The sequence below is a fragment of the Streptomyces sp. NPDC002623 genome (assembly GCF_053592635.1).
This window is the reverse complement of the sequence record NZ_JBSFWB010000002.1, coordinates 566,870-588,734: the sequence shown is the minus strand read 5'-3', so window position 1 is coordinate 588,734 and position 21,865 is coordinate 566,870. Positions and strand designations below refer to the sequence as shown.

Here is a 21,865-nt window from a genome sequence, read left to right as displayed (position 1 = left end):
CGCCCACCTCCCTAGGGTCGTTCTCTGGTCTACGCGGTCCGTCGTTTATGCCGTCCGCGGAGCGCCTGGAGCGGTGGATACAGCCATTTCTTGAAGAAACGCTGAAGGCGGGGCATGAGAATCCAGGTGACAAGTGCCGTCACGCACAGGCAGAGCAGCAGCGTGCGAATGAACGGATTGAGCCCGCCGAGATATGGAAGCACGATAATGTTGAACAGGAGCACCGGTGGAAAAACGGCGCTCATATTCACGAACCATAACTTCCATTTCGACGGCGGGGCCGGTGCCTTCGGCATGGCGGTCTGTGAGTCGAACCACGTCTTGGAGCCCCGCACGCTCCTGCGGTCCGTCTGCTGGGCGAAGCCCTGCGTCTGGGCGTCCCACTGCTGCCGGGTGGACGAGTCCTCCCAGGCCCGGGCCGTTCCTTCGCTGGCGAAGCGATAGACGACATGCCAATCCGCCTCTCCATCGGCAAGCACGCCACCCCCGAGGAAGCCGGGCTGCTGCGCGCTCGCGCCCAGCATGGCCCACCCCCAGGAGTGAAAGTCGGCCTCACGGCCCGGCATCACGCGATAAGCAGCGGTGACGGTGACGGGATTACTGGTCACGCCATCGAGTACGGAAAGCGGGCGGCCCGCGTTCACAGGTTCTTCAAACTTCTACAACTGTCCAGCACGTGACTCTTTGATGCTTTTTCGGTGGGTTTGGCGTCTTCTGTCGAGTGATACGAATGACAACTTTCGAGTAATTCGGGGAAGCGCTTGCAAGCGAAGTCGAGGAACGAGCACGATCGGCCTCCCGAAGACGGGAACGGGGAGAACGAAGGAGAGATTTTCATGTCCAGGTACGACTGGAATATGACCCACGACGGAATCGACCGGGCCCGTTCCGAGATCGAATCCGCGCGGAAAGAAGTGACCGCCCACCCGATCTATCAGCGCATCGAGAGCCGCGAGGACATGGCGGTCTTCCTGACGCACCACGTGTTCGCGGTCTGGGACTTCATGTCCCTGCTGAAGTCGCTGCAGCGGGACCTCACCTGCGTCGACGTCCCCTGGGTGCCGCGCGGCTCGGCCGTGAGCCGACGGCTCATCAACGACATCGTGCTCGTCGAGGAGAGCGACGCCCTGGGCGGCGGCTTCACCAGCCACTTCGAGCTGTACCGCGCCGGCATGGACGAGGCGGGCGCCGACACCACCCGGATCGACACCTTCCTCGCGCTGATCGGCGAGGGCCACGATCTGCCTTCGGCGCTGCGGGTCGCCCAAGTGCCCGCCGCCGCAGCCGAGTTCGTCGGCACGACCTTCGCGATCATCGCCGACCGCCCGCTGCACGCCCGGGCCGCCGCCTTCGCCTTCTCCCGCGAGGACCTCATCCCGGACATGTTCGACCAGGTCATCAAGAAGGAGGGCACCGACCGCTTCCCGCTCTTCTGCGACTACCTCGCCCGCCATATCGAGGTCGACGGCGAGGAGCACACCCCCATGGCCATGCAGATGGTCGCCGACCTCTGCGGCGAGGACGAGACCCGCTGGCGCGAGGCCGTCGAGACGGCCAACCTCGCCCTGGAAGCGAGGGTGCGCCTGTGGGACGGCATCACCGAGGCGATGGGCTGAGCCACACCGAAGGGTCGCTCCCGACCCGCGTGTTCGGCGCAGGCGCCGGAGCAGGCGCAGGTGTCAGCGTCGGCGGCGGCACCGGTTCCGATGCCTCGCCGAAGCGGGCCGACACCAGCGGCCCTGTCACGGTTGCGGCGCCCCGGCGGTGTCGGCCGATCGAGCCCTGTGCTCCGCCGGTGGGGCGGCGACACGGCGGCGATCGCCTGTCTTGGGCCCATGGGCCAGCACGTGGTCATGGCCCGGCGGGCGGTCACGGTCCGGTGGGCGGTCATGGCTCGGCGGGTGGTCATGGCTCGGCGGGCGGTCGCGGTCCGGCGGGCGGTCGCGGTTCGATGGGCGGTCGCGGTCCGGCGCGTGGTCGCGGTCCGGCGGGCGGTCGCGGTTCGATGGGCGGTCGCGGTCCGGCGCGTGGTCGCGGTTCGATGGGCGGTCGCGGTCCGGTGGGCGGTCACGGCTCGGCGCGTGGTCGCGGTCCGGCGGGGAGTCATGGCCCGACGGGCGTCTCCCGGGAAGGTGCAGGCGTCGGTTCTGGGGCCTCGCCGAAGCGGGCCAGTGCCAGTGCTCCCGCGACCGCGACGGCGAAGCCGAGGACCGCCAGCCAGGCGAGGCCCTCGCGGGTTCGGTCGCCCAGCCAGATCACACCCACCAGGGCCGGGCCGATCGTCTCGCCGATCACCATCCCCGCCGTGGCCGTCGTCACCGAGCCCCGTTGCAGAGCCGAGGTCAGGAGCAGGAAGGCGGCTCCGCCGCCCAGGAGCAGGGCGTAGGTCGCCGGGTTGGTCAGGAGGTCCGAGGGAGCGAGGGAGTCGATCAATCGCACCGCGACCTCCACCACCCCGAACCCGAACCCGGCGCCCAGCCCCAGCACCAGCGCCCGCCCCCGCCCGGCGAGCCGCCCACCGGCCAGGCCCAGCAGCAGCACCGCGCCCGCCGCGCCGAGCATCACCCACGGCAACGCCTCCGGCCCGCTCTCCTCACCCTCCGTGCCCGAGGCCAGCCCCAGCATCGCCAGCCCCGCGCACACCACCCCCACCGCCAGCCACTCGGTCCGGCTCAGCCGCACCCGCAGCAGCCGCGCCGCGACCACCGCCGTCACCGCCAGGCTCGACGCGAGGGCCGCGCCCACCGCGTAGATCGGCAGCGACCGCAGCGCGGCGATCTGGAACAGGAAGCCGAGGCCGTCCAGTCCGAGCCCCGCCAGATACCGCCACTGCCGTACCGCCCGCAGCAGCAGCGCCGCCTCCCCGCCGCTCGAGCCCTCGTCGACGGCGACCGCCCGCGCCGCCATCGCCTGCAGAACCGTCGCCGTGCCGAAGCAGACCGCAGCGCCGAGGGCGCACATCATTCCAAAGAGCACGAAAGGACTGTAGGGGAGCGGCTCGTGGACGGACCACGGGCGGGCCGCCTACGCGTCTTCTCCTCCCCATGTCTAGGCTGACGGCCGGAAATCGCCGTAGCGGCGATCAAACAGCTGGGGCAACGGGGAGACGGGGACATGGCGGACACGACGGCACCACGCAGGCGACTTCGCTCGGGCACGGTCGTACTCGGCGGCATGGGGATACTTGCGGCGGCGCTCACCGCCTGCTCCTCCGACCCCGACAAGCGCTGCGTCGACCGCGACAGCTACAACGCGGCCAAGGGCTACAAGGTCGTCGCCGACAAGAACTGCAAGTCCGCCAAGACCTCGACGACGACCTCGGCGAAGGTCACCACGGACAACGCCTGGTACTACGGGGGCAAGAAGAAGGGCTCCTGGGTCGACGGCGGCTCCTTCACCAAGTCCGGCAGCGGGTCGAGCAGTTCGACCAGCAGCACCGGGGGCAGCAGCAGCGGCGGCAGCGGCGTGGACCGCGGCGGCCTCGGCAGCGACAGCGGCAGCGGCAGCGGCAGCCACAAGGGCAGCTCCGGCGGCTGAGCCGGCCGGGGACCGATCGAGGACCGACCCAGGACCGACGAGGACCGCACCGTGCGACGCCACACCATCGAGCCCCGCCCCGGCTGGCAGCAGACCGTCGAGGAGCAGGGGCTCGTCTATCCCCTCACCCGCCACCCCGACGGCGGACTGCGCCCCTACTGGGACGAGAGCGCCTACTACGTCTTCACCCTCGACGAGGTCGAGGCGCTGGAGGAGACCGTCGAGGAACTGCACGCCATGTGTCTGACGGCGGCCGCCCACCTCGTCGAGTCCGACCGCCTCGCCGACCTCGGCATCACCGACCCGCGCGTCGCGGCGGCGGTCGCCGAGGCCTGGCGCCGACGCGCCGAACTCCCCTCCGTCTACGGCCGTTTCGACCTCCACTACGACGGCAGCGGCCCGGCGAAGCTCCTGGAGTACAACGCCGACACCCCCACCTCCCTCGTGGAGGCGGCCTCACCCCAGTGGTTCTGGATGGAGGACCGTTTCCCCGGCGCCGACCAGTGGAACTCCCTCCACGAACGCCTGGTCGCCGCCTGGAAGGACCAGGCCGGTCTCCTCCCGCCCGGCAACCCCCTCTACTTCGCGCACTCCTCCGCCGACGAACTCGGCGAGGACCTCATGACGGTCGCCTACCTCAAGGAGACCGCCGAGCAGGCCGGCCTGGACACCGACTGGATCTCCATGGAGGAGATCGGCTGGGACCCGCTGTCCGGCCGCTTCGTCGACCGGCAACTCCGCTTCATCCGCAGCTGCTTCAAGCTCTACCCCTGGGAGTGGCTGACCACCGACCGCTTCGCCGGCCACGTCCTGGACACCCTCGACAACGGCGGCGGCACCGGCGCGACCATGTGGATAGAGCCGGCCTGGAAGATGCTGCTCAGCAACAAGGCGCTGCTCGCCGTCCTGTGGGAGCTGTACCCCGGCCACCCCAACCTCCTGCCCGCATACCTGGACGGCCCCCGCGAACTGGCGACCACCACCGGCTACGTCGCCAAACCCCTGCTCGGCCGCGAGGGCGCCGGCGTCACGATCCACGAACCCGGCGCCGAGCCCGCCCTGCGCACCGACGAACCCTGCTGCTACCAGCAGTTGGCGCCGCTGCCCGCCTTCGACGGCAACCATGTCGTCCTCGGCGCCTGGGTGGTGCGGGACGAGTCGGCGGGCCTCGGCATCCGCGAGTCCTCCGGCCTGATCACGGACGAGTACGCCCGCTTCCTGCCCCACGTGATCCTCTAGCCGGATCTGCGCAGGTCGCTCGCATGGTGGACGTCGCCCGGTGTCACGCGCGCGTGGCCGGTAGGCTGGCGAGCGGGCCGTGACTGGCGCGCTGGGATGGGACGGACCATCGGGGAGCGGCCTGAGAGTGACACAGTGCCGTGCGCCTGGGCCGAGCCGTGAACCCGTGACCGCTGTCCAGCACCCACGCCACCCGGAGGCCGACGAATGTCCGAGCAGCAGCCCCTCTCCACCGAGTCCACCGCCTTCCGCGCCGCCCTCGACGTGATCCGCGCCGTCGAGCCGCGCGTGGCCGACGCCATCGGCCAGGAGGTCCACGACCAGCGCGAGATGCTCAAGCTGATCGCCTCCGAGAACTACGCCTCCCCGGCCACCCTCCTCGCGATGGGCAACTGGTTCAGCGACAAGTACGCCGAGGGCACGGTCGGCCGCCGCTTCTACGCAGGCTGTCGCAACGTCGACACCGTCGAGTCCCTCGCCGCCGAGCACGCCCGCGAGCTGTTCGGCGCCCGCCACGCCTACGTCCAGCCGCACTCCGGCATCGACGCCAACCTGGTCGCCTTCTGGGCCGTCCTCGCGGACCGGGTCGAGGTCCCGTTCCTGGCGAAGACCGGCGCCCGCCAGGTCAACGACCTCTCCGAGGCGGACTGGGCCGAGCTGCGCCGGGCCTTCGGGAACCAGCGGATGCTCGGCATGTCCCTGGACGCCGGCGGCCACCTCACCCATGGCTTCCGCCCGAACATCTCCGGAAAGATGTTCGACCAGCGGTCGTACGGCACGGACTCGGCGACGGGCCTGATCGACTACGAGGCGCTGCGCACGTCGGCGCGCGAGTTCAAGCCGCTGATCATCGTGGCGGGCTACTCCGCATACCCCCGCCTGGTGAACTTCCGGATCATGCGCGAGATCGCCGACGAGGTCGGCGCGACCCTCATGGTCGACATGGCCCACTTCGCGGGCCTGGTCGCGGGCAAGGTCCTGACCGGCGACTTCGACCCGGTCCCGCACGCCCAGATCGTGACGACCACCACCCACAAGTCCCTGCGCGGCCCGCGCGGCGGCATGGTCCTGTGCGACGACTCCCTCAAGGACCAGGTCGACCGCGGCTGCCCGATGGTCCTCGGCGGCCCGCTCCCGCACGTCATGGCCGCCAAGGCCGTCGCCCTCGCCGAGGCCCGGCAGCCCTCCTTCCAGGACTACGCCCAGCGCATCGTCGACAACTCCCGCGCGCTCGCCGAGGGCCTGATGAGCCGGGGCGCCACCCTCGTCACCGGCGGCACCGACAACCACCTCAACCTGATCGACGTGGCCTCCTCCTACGGCCTCACCGGCCGCCAGGCCGAGACCGCGCTGCTCGACTCGGGCATCGTCACCAACCGCAACGCCATCCCCGCCGACCCGAACGGCGCCTGGTACACCTCCGGCATCCGCATCGGCACCCCGGCGCTCACCACGCGGGGCCTGGGCACGGCGGAGATGGACGAGGTGGCGGCCCTGATCGACCGCGTCCTCACGGCCGCCGAGCCGGGCACGACGAAGTCGGGCGCCGCGTCGAAGGCCTCCCACGTCCTGGACGAGAAGATCGCCGACGAGATCTCCCGGAGGGCGACGGACCTGGTGGCGGGCTTCCCCCTGTACCCGGAGATCGACCTCGGCTGAGATGTTCTCAGGGGCGCGGGGCCGCATCTATTTGCGGCTCCGCCGCGATGGGGGTCCCCCCGCTCGAGCGCAGCCGAGAGTGGGGGAGCGACAAGCCCCCACCGGCCCGCAGCTTCCCGCGTACCGAAACCACCCCACACCTCTGAGACAATGAAAAACATGGCCTCTGACCGACCCCGCGTGCTCTCCGGAATCCAGCCGACGGCTGGCTCGTTCCACCTCGGCAACTACCTCGGCGCCGTCCGCCAGTGGGTAGCCCTGCAGGAGACCCACGACGCGTTCTACATGGTCGTCGACCTGCACGCGATCACGATGCCGCAGGACCCGAAGGAGCTCACGGCCAACACCCGCATGGCCGCCGCCCAGCTCCTCGCCGCCGGTCTCGACCCCGAGCGCTGCACGCTGTTCGTCCAGAGCCATGTCCCCGAGCACGCGCAGCTCGCATGGGTCATGAACTGCCTCACCGGCTTCGGCGAGGCGAGCCGGATGACCCAGTTCAAGGACAAGTCCGCCAGGCAGGGCGCCGAGAGCGCGAGCGTCGGCCTGTTCACGTACCCGATCCTCCAGGTCGCGGACATCCTGCTCTACCAGGCCCACGAGGTCCCGGTCGGCGAGGACCAGCGCCAGCACATCGAGCTGACCCGCGACCTCGCGGAGCGCTTCAACGGCCGCTTCGGCGAGACGTTCACGATCCCGAAGCCGTACATCCTCAAGGAGACGGCGAAGATCTACGACCTTCAGGACCCGTCGATCAAGATGAGCAAGTCGGCGTCCACGCCGAAGGGCCTCGTCAACCTGCTCGACGAGCCGAGGGTCACCGCGAAGAAGGTCAAGAGCGCGGTCACGGACACCGACACGGTCGTCCGCTTCGACGCCGAGAACAAGCCCGGCGTGAGCAACCTGCTCACGATCTACTCCACGCTGACCGGCAAGAGCATCCCGGAGCTGGAGCAGGAGTACGAGGGCAAGCTCTACGGCGCGCTCAAGACGGACCTCGCCGAGGTCGTCGCCGACTTCGTGACGCCGTTCCGGGACCGCACCCAGCAGTACCTGGACGACCCGGAGACGCTCGACTCGATCCTCGCCAAGGGCGCGGAGAAGGCCCGTGCGGTCGCCGCCGAGACGCTGTCCCAGGCGTACCAGCGGGTGGGCTTCCTGCCCGCGAAGCACTGACCAGCCGAGCACCGACCTGCCGAGCACCGGCCCACCGAGCACCGACCCGCGAAGCACTGAGCGGCGCTCGGAAGCACCCGGGGCGCACCGCACACACGTTCCTCTGGGCAGAGCGCTGCACATCACTTCCCCTGCGCCTGCCCAGAGCACAGCCGTGGCCGTACAGTCGATAGCCGTACGACTGAGTACGAACCCGGCACGACAGCCTGGCGCCACACCCCGCCATGACGACATGACGACAGGAGAAGACGTGGGGACCGTAACGATCGGCGTGTCGATCGCGGTCCCGGAGCCTCACGGCAGCCTGCTCCAGGAGCGGCGCGCGGGCTTCGGCGACGCCGCGGCTCACGGCATCCCCACCCACGTCACGCTGCTGCCGCCGACCGAGGTCGAGGCGGGCGGGCTCACGGCCGTCGAGGCGCACTTGAGCGAGGTCGCCGCGGCCGGGCGGCCCTTCCCGATGCGGCTGTCCGGCACGGGCACCTTCCGGCCCCTGTCGCCGGTGGTCTATCTGAAGGTCGTCGAGGGCGCCGAATCCTGCGCCTGGCTCCAGCAGCTGGTGCGGGACGCGTCCGGGCCGCTCACCCGCGAGCTCCAGTTCCCCTACCACCCGCACGTCACCGTCGCGCACGGCATCGACGAGGCGGCGATGGACCGCGCCTTCGAGGAGCTCGCCCACTACGAGGCCGAATGGTCCTGCACGGGCTTCGCCCTCGCCGAGCAGGGCTCCGACGGCGTCTGGCGCAAACTCCGCGAGTACGCCTTCGGCAGCGCGGTCGTACCCCCGCAGCCGGCCCACGCCGACCGCGGTTCCCTCCCCACCCGCTGAAACGCTCCGCTGGGTGTGCCGTCGTTCTGCTGCGGCGCCGTCGTGGCTGGTCGCGCAGTTCCCCGCGCCCCTTCAGGGCGCTGCTGGGCGCTGCCCTAGATCGGCAGGCGTCGGAACAGCGCTCGTGGTGTGTGCCGTAGCACCGTCATCGCCACGCGCAGGATCCCCGGCACCCACACCGTCTCCGAGCGTCGCCGCAGCCCCAGTTCGACGGCCGTGGCGACCGCCGCGGGGGTCGTGCTCAGCGGCTCCTCGGCCCGCCCGGCGGTCGTCGTCCGGACGAACCCGGGGCGTACGACCATGACATGGACGCCCGTGCCGTGCAGCGCGTCGCCCAGGCCCTGGGCGAAGGCGTCGAGGCCGGCCTTGCTGGAGCCGTAGATGAAGTCCGAGCGGCGGGCCCGCTCGCCGGCGACGGAGGACAGGACGACCAGCGAGCCGCGACCCTGGGTCTGCAGGGCCCGCCCGCAGATCAGCCCCGCCGACACCGCGCCCGTGTAGTTGGTCTGCGCGACGCGCACCGCGGCCGCCGGATCGCGCTCGTCGTTCGCCTGGTCGCCGAGGACGCCGAAGGCGAGCAGCACAGCATCGACGTCGCCCTCGGCGAAGACCTTGCCCAGGACCGCCTCGTGGGACGCGGTGTCCAGCGCGTCGAAGGGCACGGTGTGCACGTCCGCCCCCAGCACGCGCAGCTCCGCGGCCGCCGTCTCCAGGGCGGCCGACGGGCGCCCCGCCAGCCACACCGTGCGGGCGCGGCGGGCGATCAGCCGGCGCACGGTGGCCAGCGCGATCTCTGACGTGCCGCCGAGGACGAGCAGGGACTGGGGGAGGCCGAAGGCGTCAGACATGGAACCGAACGTATCGCCCATATGCGGGCTATCGGTTATGAAACGTCCCGTGCTGCCTGCTCGCTCCCCGAAATGGGGGTACCAGGACATCGGGTGTCCCCGAGAAGGGCAGAGTCGGATCATGGACTGGCTGAAAAAGCTTCCCGGAATCGGGCCGTTGGTCACGCGGCTCACCGCCACCCACGCGTGGCGGTCGTACGAGCGCCTGGACCGGGTGAAGTGGACGCGGCTCGCCGCCGCGATGACGTTCATCAGCTTCATCGCGCTCTTCCCGCTGCTGACCGTCGCCGCCGCCATCGCCGCCGCCACGCTGAGCACGTCCCAGCAGCAGGAGCTCCAGGACAAGATCACCGATCAGGTGCCCGGCATCTCCGACCAGCTGGACATCAACGGCCTCGTCCAGAACGCCGGCGCCATCGGCCTCATCGCCGGCGCGGTGCTGCTGTTCACCGGCATCGGCTGGGTCGGCCAGATGCGGGACTGTCTGCGCGCGGTGTGGGAGCTGCCGGACAGCGACGAGAACCCGCTCCTGCGCAAGGCCAAGGACGCGGGCGTCCTCGTCGGGCTGGGCGGCGCGGTCCTGCTCACCCTCGCCATCTCCACCGTCGCCTCGGCCCTGGTCGGCTGGATCACCGACCAACTCGGCATCGACAAGGCGGGTTGGGGCAGCCTGCTGCTGCGCGTCGCCGCGTTCTCCGTCGCCGTCCTCGCCGACTTCCTGCTCCTGCTGTACGTCCTGACGCTGCTGCCGGGCGTCGAACCGACCCGCCGCCGGCTGGTCGTCGCCGCGCTCCTCGGCGCCGTCGGCTTCGAGCTGCTGAAGCTGCTGCTCAGCGGCTATATGCAGGGCGTGGCCGCGAAGAGCATGTACGGCGCGTTCGGTGTGCCCATCGCCCTGCTGCTGTGGATCAACTTCACCTCGAAGCTGGTCCTGTACTGCGCGGCCTGGACGGCGACCGGCAGTGCACCCGACGACCCCCAGGACATCGACGTCAGCGACGACGTCGTACCAGGTCCGGCAGCGGCCAGCGGCGGTTGACCAGGAACGCGCCGCCCGCCAGCAGCACCAGCAGGCCGCCGGCGATCGCCAGCGCGATCCACATGCCCCCGGAGCCGTTCTCCGCCACCGCGCCCGCCACCGGCTTCGACGACACGTTCCCCGCGCCGCCGGCCTCCCCGGCCGCCTCGGGGGAGGCGTTCGCGCCGGGCTGGGCGCTGGCCTGCGTCGTGCCCTGCGGCGCGACCAGCTCCCCCACCGGCGTCACCTTGCCGGCCGCCTGGAAGCCCCAGTCGAGCAGGGCCGCGGACTCCTTGTAGACCTCGTTGTGGTCCGTCTTCGACGGGTTCATGACCGTGACGAGCAGCACCCGGCCGTTGCGTTCGGCGACCCCGGTGAAGGTGGCGCCCGCGTTGGTGGTGTTGCCGTTCTTGACGCCCGCGATGCCCGGGTACTGGGTCATGTCGTAGTCGCCGCTGAGCAGCCGGTTGGTGTTCTGGATCTCGAAGGTCCCGCGGGTCGTCTTGCCCTTCTTGTTCTTCGTCGTCGCGCCCGGGAACTTGGCCGAGACGGTCGAGCAGTACTCCCGGAAGTCCTTCTTCTGCAGACCCGAGCGGGCGAACAGCGTCAGGTCGTACGCCGAGGACACCTGGCCGGGGGCGTCGTACCCGTCGGGGGAGATGACGTTCGTGTCGAGGGCCTGGAGCTCCTCGGCGTGCTCGTTCATCTCCTTCACCGTGGCGCGGACGCCGCCGTTCATCGCCGACAGGACGTGCACGGCGTCGTTGCCCGACCGCAGGAAGACGCCGAGCCACAGGTCGTGGACCGTATACGTCTCGCCCTCCTTTATGCCGACCAGGCTGGAGCCGGACCCCATGCCGGCCAGGTCCGCCGGCACGACCTTGTGCGCGGTGGTCCTGGGGAACCTCGGCAGCACGGTGTCCGCGAAGAGCATCTTCAGCGTGCTCGCCGGGGGCAGCCGCCAGTGCGCGTTGTGCGAGGCCAGCACGTCCCCCGACTCGGCGTCGGCGACGATCCACGACCGCGCGCTGATGTCCTTCGGCAGCACCGGCGCGCCCCCGGCGATCGCCACCTGAGTCCCGGCCTGACCGAGCCGCGTCCCGCCCACGGTCGACATGTTCGCCGGGGGAGTGACGGACGGACCGGCCGAAGGGGACGCACTGGCCTTCGGCGACGCGGACGGCGACGGCGTCGGACTCGGCGCCGCGAGCGAGGCGGGCGCGGTGAGCGCGAAGGACGCGAGGGTCGCGGAGGTGACCAGCAGGGAGCGCCTGACGGTCTGCTTCATGGGTGCGGGCACGTCGGAGAAAGTACCTGGCACACGACGGGAAGTCCCACCGCCCTCCCCACCCCGGTCACGGAACCGGACACCCTGCGGTGATACTGAACGCATGAAGCTCAGCCGCCCCGTCTCCTGGTTCCTGCTCGCCTTCGGGGTGTGGAGCTGGGTCATCTGGGTCACTTTCGTCAAAAACCTGGTCAAGGACAGCAGCGGGCTCGCGTTCGACGACGGCGACCCCACGGCGTACTTCTGGGTGCACCTGACGCTCGCCGTCGTTTCCTTCGTATTGGGGACGGTCGTCGGGGGCATCGGGTTGCGCGGTCTGCGCGCACTCGGACGGCCCGGACGGACGTCCTAGCCATGGTGATCGTCTTCGCGCTGCTCGCGCTGACCGTGATCGTCGCAGCCAACTGGTACCTGTGGCGCCGTCTGTTCCACGACACGACCCGCGGGCCCGGCTGGGCGCGCCGCGGGGGCGCGGCGCTGATCGCGGGCGGCTGGGTGCTGGCGATCGGCGCCCTGGTCGCCGAACGCACGGGCGCGCCGTTCTGGCTCCAACGCGTCCTGGCCTGGCCCGGCTTCCTGTGGCTGGCCCTGGCGATGTACCTCATGCTGGCCGTGGTCGTCGGCGAGGCCGTACGCCCACTGCTGCGCCGCTTCCTTCAGCGGCGCGCGGCGACCGCCGGGACGCCCGCGCCGCACCCCCGGTCACAGCCGCAGCCGCAGCCGGGCCAGAAACCGCTCCCGGTGGGCGCCCCGGAGCACCAGCGGCCGACGTCCGACCGTCCGGGGGCCGGCGGACCCGAGCCCGACGCCCCGACGTCCGACCGGCCGACGTCCGACCGGCCGACGTCCGACCGGCCGGCGTCCGACCGACCGGCGCCCGGCGAGACCGCGCCCGACCCGTCCGGGCCCGACGGGCCAGGGTCCGGTGAGACGGCGACTGCCGGGCCGGGGGCTGCCGGGCCGAGGTCCGATCGGCCAGGGGACGGCAAGGCGTCCGAAGGGACGGTCGGCGGGCCCTCGCGGCGGCTGTTCGTCTCCCGGGTCGTGGGCGGCGCGGCCGCCGCGGCCGCCGTCGGGACGGTCGGTTACGGCACCTACGGCGTCCTGCGCGGCCCCCGCGTCAAGCGGGTGACCGTGCCGCTGGCCAAGCTGCCGCGCGCCGCCCACGGCTACCGGATCGCGGTCGTCAGCGACATCCACCTGAGCCCCGTCCTCGGCCGGGGTTTCGCGAGGCGGGTCGTCGACACGATCAACTCGACGCAGCCCGACCTGATCGCGGTCGTCGGCGACCTGGTCGACGGCAGCGTCAAGGACCTGGGCCCGGCGGCCGCCCCGCTCGCGCAGCTGAAGGCGCGGCACGGCAGCTTCTTCGTCACCGGCAACCACGAGTACTTCTCCGGCGCCGAGCAGTGGGTCGAGGAGGTGCGCCGGCTCGGCCTGAACCCGCTGGAGAACGCCCGCACCGAGCTGCCCTGGTTCGACGTGGCCGGCGTCAACGACATCGCGGGCGAGAGCGACGGCCAGGGCCCCGACTTCACCAGGGCGCTCGGCGACCGTGACACCACGCGCGCGTGCGTGCTCCTCGCCCACCAGCCCGTGCAGATCCACGACGCCGTGAGCCACGACGTCGACCTCCAGCTCTCCGGCCATACGCACGGCGGCCAGCTGTGGCCCGGCAACCTGATCGCCGCCGCCGCGAACCCGACCGTGGCGGGCCTGGAGCGCTACGGCGACACGCAGCTGTACGTGTCCCGGGGCGCGGGCGCCTGGGGCCCGCCCACGCGCGTGGGAGCCCCGTCCGACATCACCGTGATCCAACTGGCGTCGACGCGGACCTGACGGCCGGCCGGGGCGTCGCCCGGGGCGCGGAGGGACCTGTGGAGAAGCTGTGAAACTCGGCTGAAACAGTGCGTGGGTAAGGGTTTTCTCATGTCGTCAGAATCCTCTTCCGTCACCTGAAACCCCTGTGATTAGGTGAGCCCGCCGCCATGGGGAGTGGCAGTTTTTTGTGGACTGGGCCCGGTCTCGAGGGCCGGGAGGCAGGACACCACCATGCGATCGGCTCGCATGCGGATACTCGTGACGCTGCTGGTTCTCGCGGTCGTCGCGGTGGGCGGCTGGCAGTTGCTGCCGTCGCAGGACAAGAGCGACGAGACCATCACGGTCGGCACCACGGACACCGTCACCTCGCTCGACCCGGCCGGCGCCTACGACGCCGGCTCCTGGGCGCTGTTCAGCAACGTCTTCCAGTCGCTGCTGACCTACGAGCCCGGCGGCGTCTCGCCCGTGCCGGACGCGGCCAAGAGCTGTTCCTTCGCGAAGGGCAGCCTGACCACCTACACCTGCGAGCTGCGCGACGACCTCACCTTCACCGGCGGCGACAAGGTCACGGCCGAGGACGTGAAGTTCTCCTTCGACCGGGTCAAGAAGATCAACTCGGACGTCGGTCCCGCGTCGCTGTTCTCCACCCTGAAGTCGGTGGACGCCAAGGGCATGACCGCCACCTTCCATCTGTCGTCGCCGGACGCCACCTTCCCGTTCAAGGTGGCCACCGGAGCCGGCTCGATCGTCGACCACACCCGCTACCCGGCCGACGCCCTGCGCACCGGCAACGATGTCGACGGCAGCGGCCCGTACCGGCTGACGGGGTACTCGAAGGGCAAGAAGGTCGTCCTGTCGCCCAACTCGGGCTACCGGGGCGCGGTGGACACCGGCGCGCCGATCGAGCTGCGCTACTACGCCGACCCCGAGGCCCTGGACAAGGCCTGGCAGGCCAAGGAGGTCCAGGCCGCCACCCGGCAGCTGCCGCCCAAGGTCCTCGCCGCTCTCAACGCCAGCGACCCCGACATGCGCGTCACCGAGGCCGACAGCTCCGAGACCCGCAACCTGTACTTCGACACCCGCTCCGGCTCGCCGCTGCACGAAACGGACGTCCGCAAGGCACTGGCCTGGCTGATCGACCGCGCGCAGCTCGCGTCGACCGTATACGACGGGACCGTCGAGCCGCTGTACTCGCTCATCCCGACCGGCATCACCGGCCACACCACCTCCTTCTTCGACAGCTACCCGGACCCGGACGCCAAGAAGGCGCGCAAGCTGCTGGAGGAGGCCGGCGTCAGCGTCCCGGTGAGCTTCACCTACGGCTACGGCCTGGGCAGCGGCTCCGCGGCGGCCGAGGCCACCGAGCTCAAGCGGCAGCTGGAGGCGAGCGGCCTGTTCAAGGTGAACGTCAAGGGTTACGAGTGGACCGACTTCCAGAAGCGGTGGGCCACCGGCAAACTCGACGCGTACGCCGTCGGCTGGGTCGCCGACTACCCCGACCCGGACACCTTCGCGGCCCCGCTCGTCGGCACCGACTCCACCATGAACACCGGCTACAGCAACAAGAAGGTCGACGGCTACATCACCGACAGCCAGCAGTTCGCCGACCGCAGCCGGGTCGACGACGACTTCCGCGACCTCCAGCAGGTCGTCGCCGAGGACGTGCCGGTCATCCCGCTGTGGCAGCGCAAGGAGTACATCGTCACCAGCTCGGACATCGGCGGCGGCCAGTATCTGGCCGACGGCAACGGCGTGTTCCGGCTGTGGAAGCTCGACTGGATCTGAGCCGAATCACCCCGGCCCGCGGGCTTGATCCCGTCAGCGGGCATGCGCACCCACCCCACCGGGCAGGCACCCGACGCGGCACCATGTGACGGAGGTGTGCAGGAGGTGAGGAGCAGACGTGCTGAGACGCAACTCCTTCCGGCTGCCCCGGCACCCGGCGTCCGTCGGTCTCGCCCGGCGCCGGGTGCGCGACCATCTCGCCGACTGGGGGCACGGCCCCGAGGACCCGGCGCTGGTCGACGCCGTCCTCGTCGTGTCCGAGCTGGCCACCAACGTCGTACGCCACGGGCCGCTGCGGGAGCGGGAGTTCGAGGTGGCCGTCACCGCCCTGGGCGACGGCTCCTGCCTGATAGAGGTCTCCGACGAGGGCCGGGTCGAACCCCGGCTGCGGCCGGTCGGGGAGTGGGAGGAACACGGCCGGGGCCTGCACCTGGTGGAGCACATCGCCGCCGCGTGGGGCGTCTGGAGCCGAGGCCGGCACGGCAAGACGGTCTGGGCCCTGGTCGTCGAACCCACAGCAGCGCCCTGAAGGGGCGCGGGGAACTGCGCGACCAGCCACGACGGCGCCGCACCGAATCGACGGCCCATCGCGGCACCTCGCGGCACCAGCGGAGCGCTTATTCGCAGCCCGTAAGCCGCGCCGGCAGCGTCACCGCCACCTCCAGGCCCTCGCCCGGCGCCGTCCGCACGCTCACCTCGCCGCCGTGCGCCCGGACCGCCCCCTGCACGATCGCCAGGCCCAGCCCGCTGCCCGCGCCGCCGCCGGCCCGGAAGAAGCGGTCGAAGACCCGCGCCGCGTCCTCCGCGCCCAGCCCCGGCCCCTTGTCCTCGACCGACAGCCGTACGACGCCGTCCGCGCGCTCCAACGCGAGCCGCACCGGCACATCGGCCGCCGTGTGCGTGCGGACGTTCGCCACCAGGTTGCCCAGCACCTGCCGCAGCCCCGACTCGTCGGCCCACACCAGGACGGCGCCGTCGGCCTCCACCGTGACCGGCCGCCCGGGCTGCTGGGCCCGCAGGTCCTGTGCCGCGTCCCGCACCAGCCGGCTCACGTCGACGTTGCGCAGCCGCAGCTCGGGCCGCTGGTCGAGGCGGGCCAGGGTGAGCAGCTCGTCGATGAGCCGGCCCATGCGGTCCACCTCGCCGTTCATCCGGTCCCAGGCCCGTCTGCGCTCCCCGGGCTCGACCAGCATCCCCTGCTCCAACAGCTGGAGATAGCCGCGGATCGCGGACAGCGGGGTGCGCAGTTCGTGCGAGGCGTCGGCGACGAAGCGGCGCAGCTGGGCCGCGCTGCGCTCGCGCGTGCGGTACGCCGTCTCCACCTGGTGGAGCATGGAGTTCAGGGCGAGCCGCAGCTGCTCGACCTCCTGCGTGGGGTGGTGGCTGGAGGGCACGCGCCGGGTCAGGTCGCCCTCGGCGATCGCCGACGACGTCTCCACCATGTCCTCCAGCGGCCGCATCCGCCGCCGCACGCTGAACAGGGTCAGACAGGCGAGCAGGGCGAGCAGCAGCGTGCCGACGGCGACGTCGAGCTTCAGGGCCTTCGCTATGCCCTTGTGGAGGCCCTCGGTGGAGGTGGCCAGCAGGATGTACGTGCCGTCGGGGAGCCGGGTCGCGGTCGCCCGGTAGGCGGCGCCGTGCACGCTGACGGCGTGCGGGCCGCTGTCGGCGGCGAGGGCCCGCGGATCGTGCACGGCGTCCGCCAGTCCGTGCTGGGCCTCGGTGGGCCTGATGCCGAAGAGGGTGAGGACCGTGCCCTCGCCGTCGACGGCGGTGAAGATCGAGTCCGGGGCCGGCCGGGCGTCCGTCGCCTGGAGCGAGTAGCGGTCGCTGATGACGCTCAGCACGCTCAGCGAGTCGATCTCCCGCATGGTCAGCTGCGAACTGCCCAGCGAATCACGCATCTTGGTCAGCTGGGCGTCCACCTGGCCGAGCAGATAGTGCCGCATCCCCATGAGGCTGACGGCGGTGGCCACGACGATGCCGAGCGCGAGCAGGAAGACGTTCGCCGCGGTCAGCTTGATCCGCAGGGAGTGGACGCCGTGCCGGTGCGCCCGCCTCATGCCAGCCCGTATCCCACGCCCCGCCGCGTGGTGATCACCGGCGCTCCCAGGCCGTCCAGCTTGCGCCGCAGATAGCTGATGTAGGTCTCGACGACCGTCGACTCCGGCGGTGTGTGCTCGTACTGCCAGACGTGGCGCAGGAGCTGCTCCTTGGGCACGATCCGGCCCCCGTTGCGCACCAGGAACCGCAGCAGCGCGTACTCGGTGGGCGTGAGCTCGACCGAGCGCCCCGCGCGGTGCACGCTGTACGTCGTGTCGTCCAGCTCCAGATCGCCGTACCGCAGCGGCGGCCGCTGCGGGAGGACGTCGGCCGGCCGGGTCCGGCGCAGCACCGCCGTGATCCTCGCGACGACCACGTCGATGTCGAACGGTTTGGTGATGTAGTCGTCGCCGAAGCCGAGGGCGCCGACGATCTCGGCCGGCGCGTCCCGCGCGGTGAGGAAGACGAGCGCCAGGTCCGGCCTGCGGGCGCGCAGTTCACGCCCCAGCGCCCGGCCGTCGCCGTCCGGCAGCATCACGTCCAGCAGCGCCACGTCGGGCCGGGTGCGGCCGGCGAGCGCGAGGGCCTCGCGGACGGTGCCCGCGATCATGACCTCGAAGCGGTGGTAGCGCAGGGCGATGGCGAGGACGTCCGCGATGCTCGGTTCGTCCTCCACGACCAGCACGGTGCCTTGGGCCGTCGTCATGCCCCCAGTATCGGGCGGGCCGCCGACAGCCGGGCCGGAACGGTCTTTGGAGTTCCTTGAGAGTCATGGGCGTGCCGTGTCCACACGCGTGTGCCGCTGCCGATCCTGTTCCCAGGACCTGGGGGGACCATCCGACTGTGAGTGAGGAGCTCGATCGTGGCGGCATTGGCGCGCTGGTGTTACCGGCATCGGCTGGTGGTCCTGTTGCTGTGGGTGGGGGCGCTGTTCGGCCTGGGATTCTCGGCCTCGACGGCGGGCACGGACTACGCGAACGTCTTCTCCCTCCCCGACACGGACTCCAAGAAGGCGTACGACCTGATGGAGAAGGCGTTTCCCGCGCGCGCGGGCGACACCGACACCGTCGTGTGGAAGGTCGACGAGGGCTCGGTCCGCGACCGGGACGTGCAGTCCCGGATCCAGCCGGCGCTTGACGAGATAGCGAAGATGAAGGGCGTCGGCCAGGTCGCCGGCCCGTACTCGGGGGACGGGGGCACGGCGCAGATCAGCGATGACGGGCGGATCGCCTACGCCCAGATCACCTTCACCGAGCAGGCGAACGCCGTGCCCAAGGAACTCGTCCAGGACGTCGTCGACACCGCACAGGGCGCCGAACGCGACGGCCTGGAGGTCGAGTTGGGCGGCCAGGCCATCATGCGGGTGCAGGAACCGCCCACCGGCCTCGCGGAGATGGTCGGCCTCGGCGCGGCCGCCGTGGTCCTGTTCCTCGCCTTCGGCTCGCTCTTCGCGATGCTGCTGCCGCTCGCCATCGCGATCTTCGGCGTCGGCATGGGCCTCTTCGGGACCCAGCTGCTGAGCCATGTCACCGACATCCCCGACCTGGCCCCGCTGCTCTCCTCGCTGATCGGCCTCGGCGTCGGCATCGACTACGCCCTGTTCATCGTCACCCGGCACCGCAAGGGCGTCCTGCGCGGCCTGGACCCCGAGGAGTCGGCGGTCACCGCCCTCAACACCTCGGGCCGCGCGGTGCTGTTCGCGGGCGGCACGGTGTGCATCGCGCTCGCCGGGATGCTGGTCACGAACCTGCGCTTCCTGGACGGCGTCGTCATCGGCACCTCCCTGACCGTGGTGCTGAGCGTCCTCGCCGCCACCACCCTGCTGCCCGCGCTGCTCGGCTTCCTGGGCGGGCGCGTGCTGAGCCGCAAGCAGCGGCGCCGGCTCGAGGCGACCGGCCCCGAGCCGGAGAGGACGAGCGGACCCGCGGCCCGCTGGTCGACGGGCGTGCAGCGCAGGCCCCGGACGATCGCCGCGCTCGCGTTCGTCGTCATGGCCGTCCTCGCGCTGCCGGTGCTGTCGCTCCGCCTCGGCGCCACCGACCAGGGCAACGACGACGCCGCGACGACCACCCGCAAGGCCTACGACCTGCTCGCGGAGGGCTTCGGGCCGGGCTTCAACGGCCCGCTCCAGGTGGTCGTGCAGGGCGGTGACACCACCGCGCTGGTCAAGAGCATCGAGGAGACGCCCGGCGTGGCCCAGGCGGCCGCGCTGCCGCCCGCACAGGGCGTCACCGTCATCCAGGTGGTGCCCACGACCTCCCCGCAGTCCGAGGAGACGGACACGCTCATCGACCGGCTGCGCGAGGACGTCGTCGCCGAGGCGGGGGTCGAGGCCCATGTGGGCGGGGTGACGGCCGTCTCGAAGGACTTCGCCACGGTCACCGGCGACCGGCTCCCGCTGTTCGTCGCCACCATCATCGGCCTGGGCTTCCTGCTCCTCCTGGTCGCCTTCCGCTCCCTGGTGGTGCCGCTGACGGCGGCCGTGATGAACCTGATCGCGGCGGCGGCCTCCTTCGGCGTCCTCGTCGCGATCTTCCAGTGGGGCTGGGGCCTGGAACTGCTCGGCCTCGGCAAGGAGGGCCCGATCAACGCCTTCCTGCCGGTCATCATGCTGTCGCTGCTCTTCGGCCTGTCGATGGACTACCAGGTCTTCCTGGTCAGCCGGATGCACGAGGAGTGGGTGCACACGCGCGACAACGCCCGCGCGGTCCGCGTCGGCCTCGCGGAGACCAGCCGGGTCATCAACTCGGCGGCCCTGATCATGGTCTGTGTGTTCCTCGCGTTCGTGCTCAGCGGCGACGCGGGCGCGGCCATGGCGGGCGTCGGTCTCGCGGCGGCGGTCGCCCTGGACGCGTTCATCCTGCGCACGGCCCTGGTCCCGGCCGCGATGCACCTGCTCGGCGACTCCAACTGGTGGCTGCCGGGCTGGCTGGAGAAGCGGCTGCCGCATCTGGCGGTGGAGCCGAAGGAGGAGCCCGCGGCGCCGGCCGCGGCGGGCGAGGGCCCGTCCTCCGTCGTCCACGGCTTCGTCCGGGACACGGCCGGCGACCCGGTCGAGGGCGCGGCGGTCACGCTCCGGTCCCTGGGCGGCCGGGAGCTGGACCGCGTCACCTCCCTGGCCGACGGCTCCTACATCGTCTCGGTCCCGGCCCCGGGGACGTATCTGCTGGCGGCGACGGCCGACTCCTACGACTCCCGGGCCCGCCAGGTGAGGGTCGCGGGAGAACCATTGGTGTACGACGTGGAGCTGACGGAGATGTCGGAGGTCAACTGACCCTGTGGTCAGCCGGCCCTGACGTCAGCCGACCTTGCCCGAACGCCCTGCCGGATCCGGCAGGGCGTTCGTCATGCCGGGCAGGAAGTCCGTGAACAGGTCGTGCACCTCCAGGACGAGCGGCCGCAGCACCCGGAACCGGGCCAGCGCCACGCCCCGCGCGGTGAGCCGCGCGCCGCGCTCGGCCAGCCGGTAACTGCGCTCGCGCCCTTCGGTGCGGTCGTAGATCCAGTACATGACGAGGCCCATCTGCGAGAGCCACATCAACTCGGGCAGCACCTCCCGCAGTTCCTCCGGCACCTTCGCCTTCGACCCCGCGAGCACCTCCTTGTGGACGGCGATGGCCTCCACGCGCGCGTGCTCCGACTCGGCGGAGAACGGGCTCAGCGGGCTGTCCGGGTCGGCCGCGTTCTTGAAGAACTGGACCGCGAACTCGTGGTACGGCGTCGCCACGTCCAGCCAGACCCGCAGCACCCCCGCCAGCCGGGCCTCCAGGCTCGTCTCCCGGGCCAGGACGTCCCGGACGGCCGCCCGGTGCTCGGCGGCGAGCCGGTCGTAGAAGCCCTGGATCAGGTGCTCCTTGCCGGCGAAGTAGTAGTACGCGTTGCCGACCGAGACCCCGGCCTCCTTGGCGATGGCCCGCATCGTCGTCTTGTCGTAGCCGCGTTCCTGGAACAGCCGCATCGCCGTCTCCAGGATCAGGGCGCGGGTCTGCTCGGACTTGCTGACGGGCGCGACGGCGTCGTCATGACCGGTGACGCCGGGGTCGGCGTCGCCACGGTCGGCGTCCTCGCCGGGGATCTCGCCGGGGTTCTCGATGTTCGCAGGCACGGAAGGAGCCTAACGAGTGGAGCAGGAGCCGTCGGCACAGGTGGGCGGGTGGTAGGCCCAGCCCTGGTACGGGTCGTACGACCACCCGTCGCCCCGGCGGTACACGCCCCCGCCCCAGCCCGCGCCCTGCCCGTCGCGCCACTTCGCGGCGGCGAGGACCACGGCCCGCGCGACCTTCGCCCCGGCGGGCGTGCTCAGCCGGTGGGACATCGGACGGTGCTCGCGCAGCGCCCACAGGGTGACGATCCAGGCGGCGGCGCCCGTGTAGACCTGCCCGGAGTCGCCGACGACGGTGATCTCGTCGAGGGTGGCGCGGTGGTCGAGCCCGGGGAAGCGGGCGCAGGCCTCGGCGGAGGCCGCCGGGACGAACTCCAGCGGCACCAGCTGCGGCTGCCGGCCCAGCCAGTCGCGCAGGAACGCGCACAGGGAGCAGTCGGGGTCGTAGAGGACGGTGAGCCCGCGGACCGGGACGCGAAGGGCGTCCCGGTCCGCGGCGGCGGCCTGTTCGGCGGCCATGGTC

General features: G+C 71.4%; 20 protein-coding genes and 1 riboswitch. Of the genes, 12 read left to right on the top strand and 8 right to left on the bottom strand.

The annotated features are described in order from the left end of the window. Nucleotides 1–29: 29 nt before the first annotated feature. Nucleotides 30–608 (bottom strand): antibiotic biosynthesis monooxygenase, encoded by a 579-nt coding sequence (locus ACWD4O_RS05380; protein ID WP_450946237.1) that lies wholly within the window; start codon nucleotides 606–608, stop codon nucleotides 30–32. A 228-nt stretch (nucleotides 609–836) separates the two neighbouring features. Here ACWD4O_RS05380 and ACWD4O_RS05375 point away from each other — a divergent pair, with 228 nt between their 5' ends. Further along, entirely contained in the window at nucleotides 837–1,616 is a 780-nt protein-coding gene (locus tag ACWD4O_RS05375; protein ID WP_451277596.1) for a DUF3050 domain-containing protein, read from the top strand. A gap of 487 nt (nucleotides 1,617–2,103) precedes the next feature. Here the strand turns inward: ACWD4O_RS05375 and ACWD4O_RS05370 are convergent, their stop codons facing one another. Continuing rightward, complete coding sequence (locus ACWD4O_RS05370; protein WP_451277764.1) at nucleotides 2,104–2,964, bottom strand: hypothetical protein; 861 nt, start codon at nucleotides 2,962–2,964, stop codon at nucleotides 2,104–2,106. Nucleotides 2,965–3,114: 150 nt separating this feature from the next. Between ACWD4O_RS05370 and ACWD4O_RS05365 the strand changes: the two genes are divergently transcribed. From ACWD4O_RS05365 to ACWD4O_RS05345, 5 genes are all read left to right on the top strand, one after another. Further along, complete coding sequence (locus ACWD4O_RS05365) at nucleotides 3,115–3,537, top strand: hypothetical protein (protein WP_451277594.1); 423 nt, start codon at nucleotides 3,115–3,117, stop codon at nucleotides 3,535–3,537. 51 nt (nucleotides 3,538–3,588) lie between these two features. Next, the gene (locus ACWD4O_RS05360; RefSeq protein ID WP_451277592.1) at nucleotides 3,589–4,776 is read left to right on the top strand and encodes a glutathionylspermidine synthase family protein; all 1,188 of its coding nucleotides are present in this window, start codon (nucleotides 3,589–3,591) and stop codon (nucleotides 4,774–4,776) included. Nucleotides 4,777–4,845: 69 nt separating this feature from the next. Further along, nucleotides 4,846–4,935: riboswitch (ZMP/ZTP riboswitch) on the top strand. A 48-nt stretch (nucleotides 4,936–4,983) separates the two neighbouring features. Continuing rightward, nucleotides 4,984–6,435 carry a glycine hydroxymethyltransferase gene (locus ACWD4O_RS05355; RefSeq protein WP_451277590.1) on the top strand — a complete coding sequence of 484 codons (1,452 nt, stop codon included), beginning with the start codon at nucleotides 4,984–4,986 and terminating at the stop codon, nucleotides 6,433–6,435. Nucleotides 6,436–6,594: 159 nt separating this feature from the next. Continuing rightward, a complete protein-coding gene (gene trpS / locus ACWD4O_RS05350; protein ID WP_451277588.1) occupies nucleotides 6,595–7,608 on the top strand; it encodes a tryptophan--tRNA ligase in 1,014 nt (337 codons plus the stop codon). 250 nt (nucleotides 7,609–7,858) lie between these two features. After that, nucleotides 7,859–8,437 carry a 2'-5' RNA ligase family protein gene (locus tag ACWD4O_RS05345; protein WP_451277586.1) on the top strand — a complete coding sequence of 193 codons (579 nt, stop codon included), beginning with the start codon at nucleotides 7,859–7,861 and terminating at the stop codon, nucleotides 8,435–8,437. Nucleotides 8,438–8,532: 95 nt separating this feature from the next. Here the strand turns inward: ACWD4O_RS05345 and ACWD4O_RS05340 are convergent, their stop codons facing one another. Then, on the bottom strand, nucleotides 8,533–9,285 hold the full coding sequence (locus ACWD4O_RS05340) for a decaprenylphospho-beta-D-erythro-pentofuranosid-2-ulose 2-reductase (protein ID WP_451277584.1): 753 nt from the start codon (nucleotides 9,283–9,285) through the stop codon (nucleotides 8,533–8,535). A gap of 121 nt (nucleotides 9,286–9,406) precedes the next feature. Between ACWD4O_RS05340 and ACWD4O_RS05335 the strand changes: the two genes are divergently transcribed. Beyond that, a complete protein-coding gene (locus ACWD4O_RS05335) occupies nucleotides 9,407–10,324 on the top strand; it encodes a YihY/virulence factor BrkB family protein (RefSeq protein ID WP_451277582.1) in 918 nt (305 codons plus the stop codon). Here ACWD4O_RS05335 and ACWD4O_RS05330 read toward each other — a convergent pair. Beyond that, entirely contained in the window at nucleotides 10,278–11,603 is a 1,326-nt protein-coding gene (locus tag ACWD4O_RS05330) for a D-alanyl-D-alanine carboxypeptidase family protein (protein WP_451277580.1), read from the bottom strand. The two genes, ACWD4O_RS05335 and ACWD4O_RS05330, sit on opposite strands and share 47 nt — an antisense overlap. A 91-nt stretch (nucleotides 11,604–11,694) precedes the next feature. Between ACWD4O_RS05330 and ACWD4O_RS05325 the strand changes: the two genes are divergently transcribed. The 4 genes from ACWD4O_RS05325 (at nucleotide 11,695) to ACWD4O_RS05310 (ending at nucleotide 15,726) form a co-directional block, all read left to right on the top strand. Continuing rightward, a complete protein-coding gene (locus ACWD4O_RS05325) occupies nucleotides 11,695–11,943 on the top strand; it encodes an SCO4848 family membrane protein (protein ID WP_351908678.1) in 249 nt (82 codons plus the stop codon). A 2-nt stretch (nucleotides 11,944–11,945) separates the two neighbouring features. Further along, entirely contained in the window at nucleotides 11,946–13,430 is a 1,485-nt protein-coding gene (locus ACWD4O_RS05320; RefSeq protein WP_451277578.1) for a metallophosphoesterase, read from the top strand. A gap of 228 nt (nucleotides 13,431–13,658) precedes the next feature. After that, nucleotides 13,659–15,197 (top strand): ABC transporter substrate-binding protein, encoded by a 1,539-nt coding sequence (locus tag ACWD4O_RS05315; protein ID WP_451277576.1) that lies wholly within the window; start codon nucleotides 13,659–13,661, stop codon nucleotides 15,195–15,197. 118 nt (nucleotides 15,198–15,315) lie between these two features. Further along, nucleotides 15,316–15,726, top strand: a complete 411-nt coding sequence (locus tag ACWD4O_RS05310) for an ATP-binding protein (RefSeq protein ID WP_451277574.1) — start codon at nucleotides 15,316–15,318, stop codon at nucleotides 15,724–15,726. Nucleotides 15,727–15,814: 88 nt separating this feature from the next. On the opposite strand, the gene ACWD4O_RS05305 is transcribed toward ACWD4O_RS05310, so the two are convergent. Continuing rightward, entirely contained in the window at nucleotides 15,815–17,260 is a 1,446-nt protein-coding gene (locus ACWD4O_RS05305; RefSeq protein ID WP_451277572.1) for an ATP-binding protein, read from the bottom strand. Further along, the gene (locus ACWD4O_RS05300; protein ID WP_450946251.1) at nucleotides 17,257–17,946 is read right to left on the bottom strand and encodes a response regulator transcription factor; all 690 of its coding nucleotides are present in this window, start codon (nucleotides 17,944–17,946) and stop codon (nucleotides 17,257–17,259) included. The genes ACWD4O_RS05305 and ACWD4O_RS05300 overlap by 4 nt, the downstream gene beginning before the upstream one ends. A gap of 165 nt (nucleotides 17,947–18,111) precedes the next feature. On the opposite strand from ACWD4O_RS05300, the gene ACWD4O_RS05295 reads away from it, so the two are divergent. Continuing rightward, nucleotides 18,112–20,514, top strand: a complete 2,403-nt coding sequence (locus tag ACWD4O_RS05295) for an MMPL family transporter (RefSeq protein WP_451277762.1) — start codon at nucleotides 18,112–18,114, stop codon at nucleotides 20,512–20,514. A gap of 24 nt (nucleotides 20,515–20,538) precedes the next feature. Here ACWD4O_RS05295 and ACWD4O_RS05290 read toward each other — a convergent pair whose 3' ends face one another. Both ACWD4O_RS05290 and ACWD4O_RS05285 read right to left on the bottom strand, forming a co-directional pair. Then, on the bottom strand, nucleotides 20,539–21,315 hold the full coding sequence (locus ACWD4O_RS05290; protein ID WP_451277760.1) for a TetR family transcriptional regulator: 777 nt from the start codon (nucleotides 21,313–21,315) through the stop codon (nucleotides 20,539–20,541). Nucleotides 21,316–21,354: 39 nt separating this feature from the next. Further along, nucleotides 21,355–21,861 carry a thiol-disulfide oxidoreductase DCC family protein gene (locus ACWD4O_RS05285; RefSeq protein WP_451277758.1) on the bottom strand — a complete coding sequence of 169 codons (507 nt, stop codon included), beginning with the start codon at nucleotides 21,859–21,861 and terminating at the stop codon, nucleotides 21,355–21,357. Between the last annotated feature and the right edge of the window lie 4 nt (nucleotides 21,862–21,865).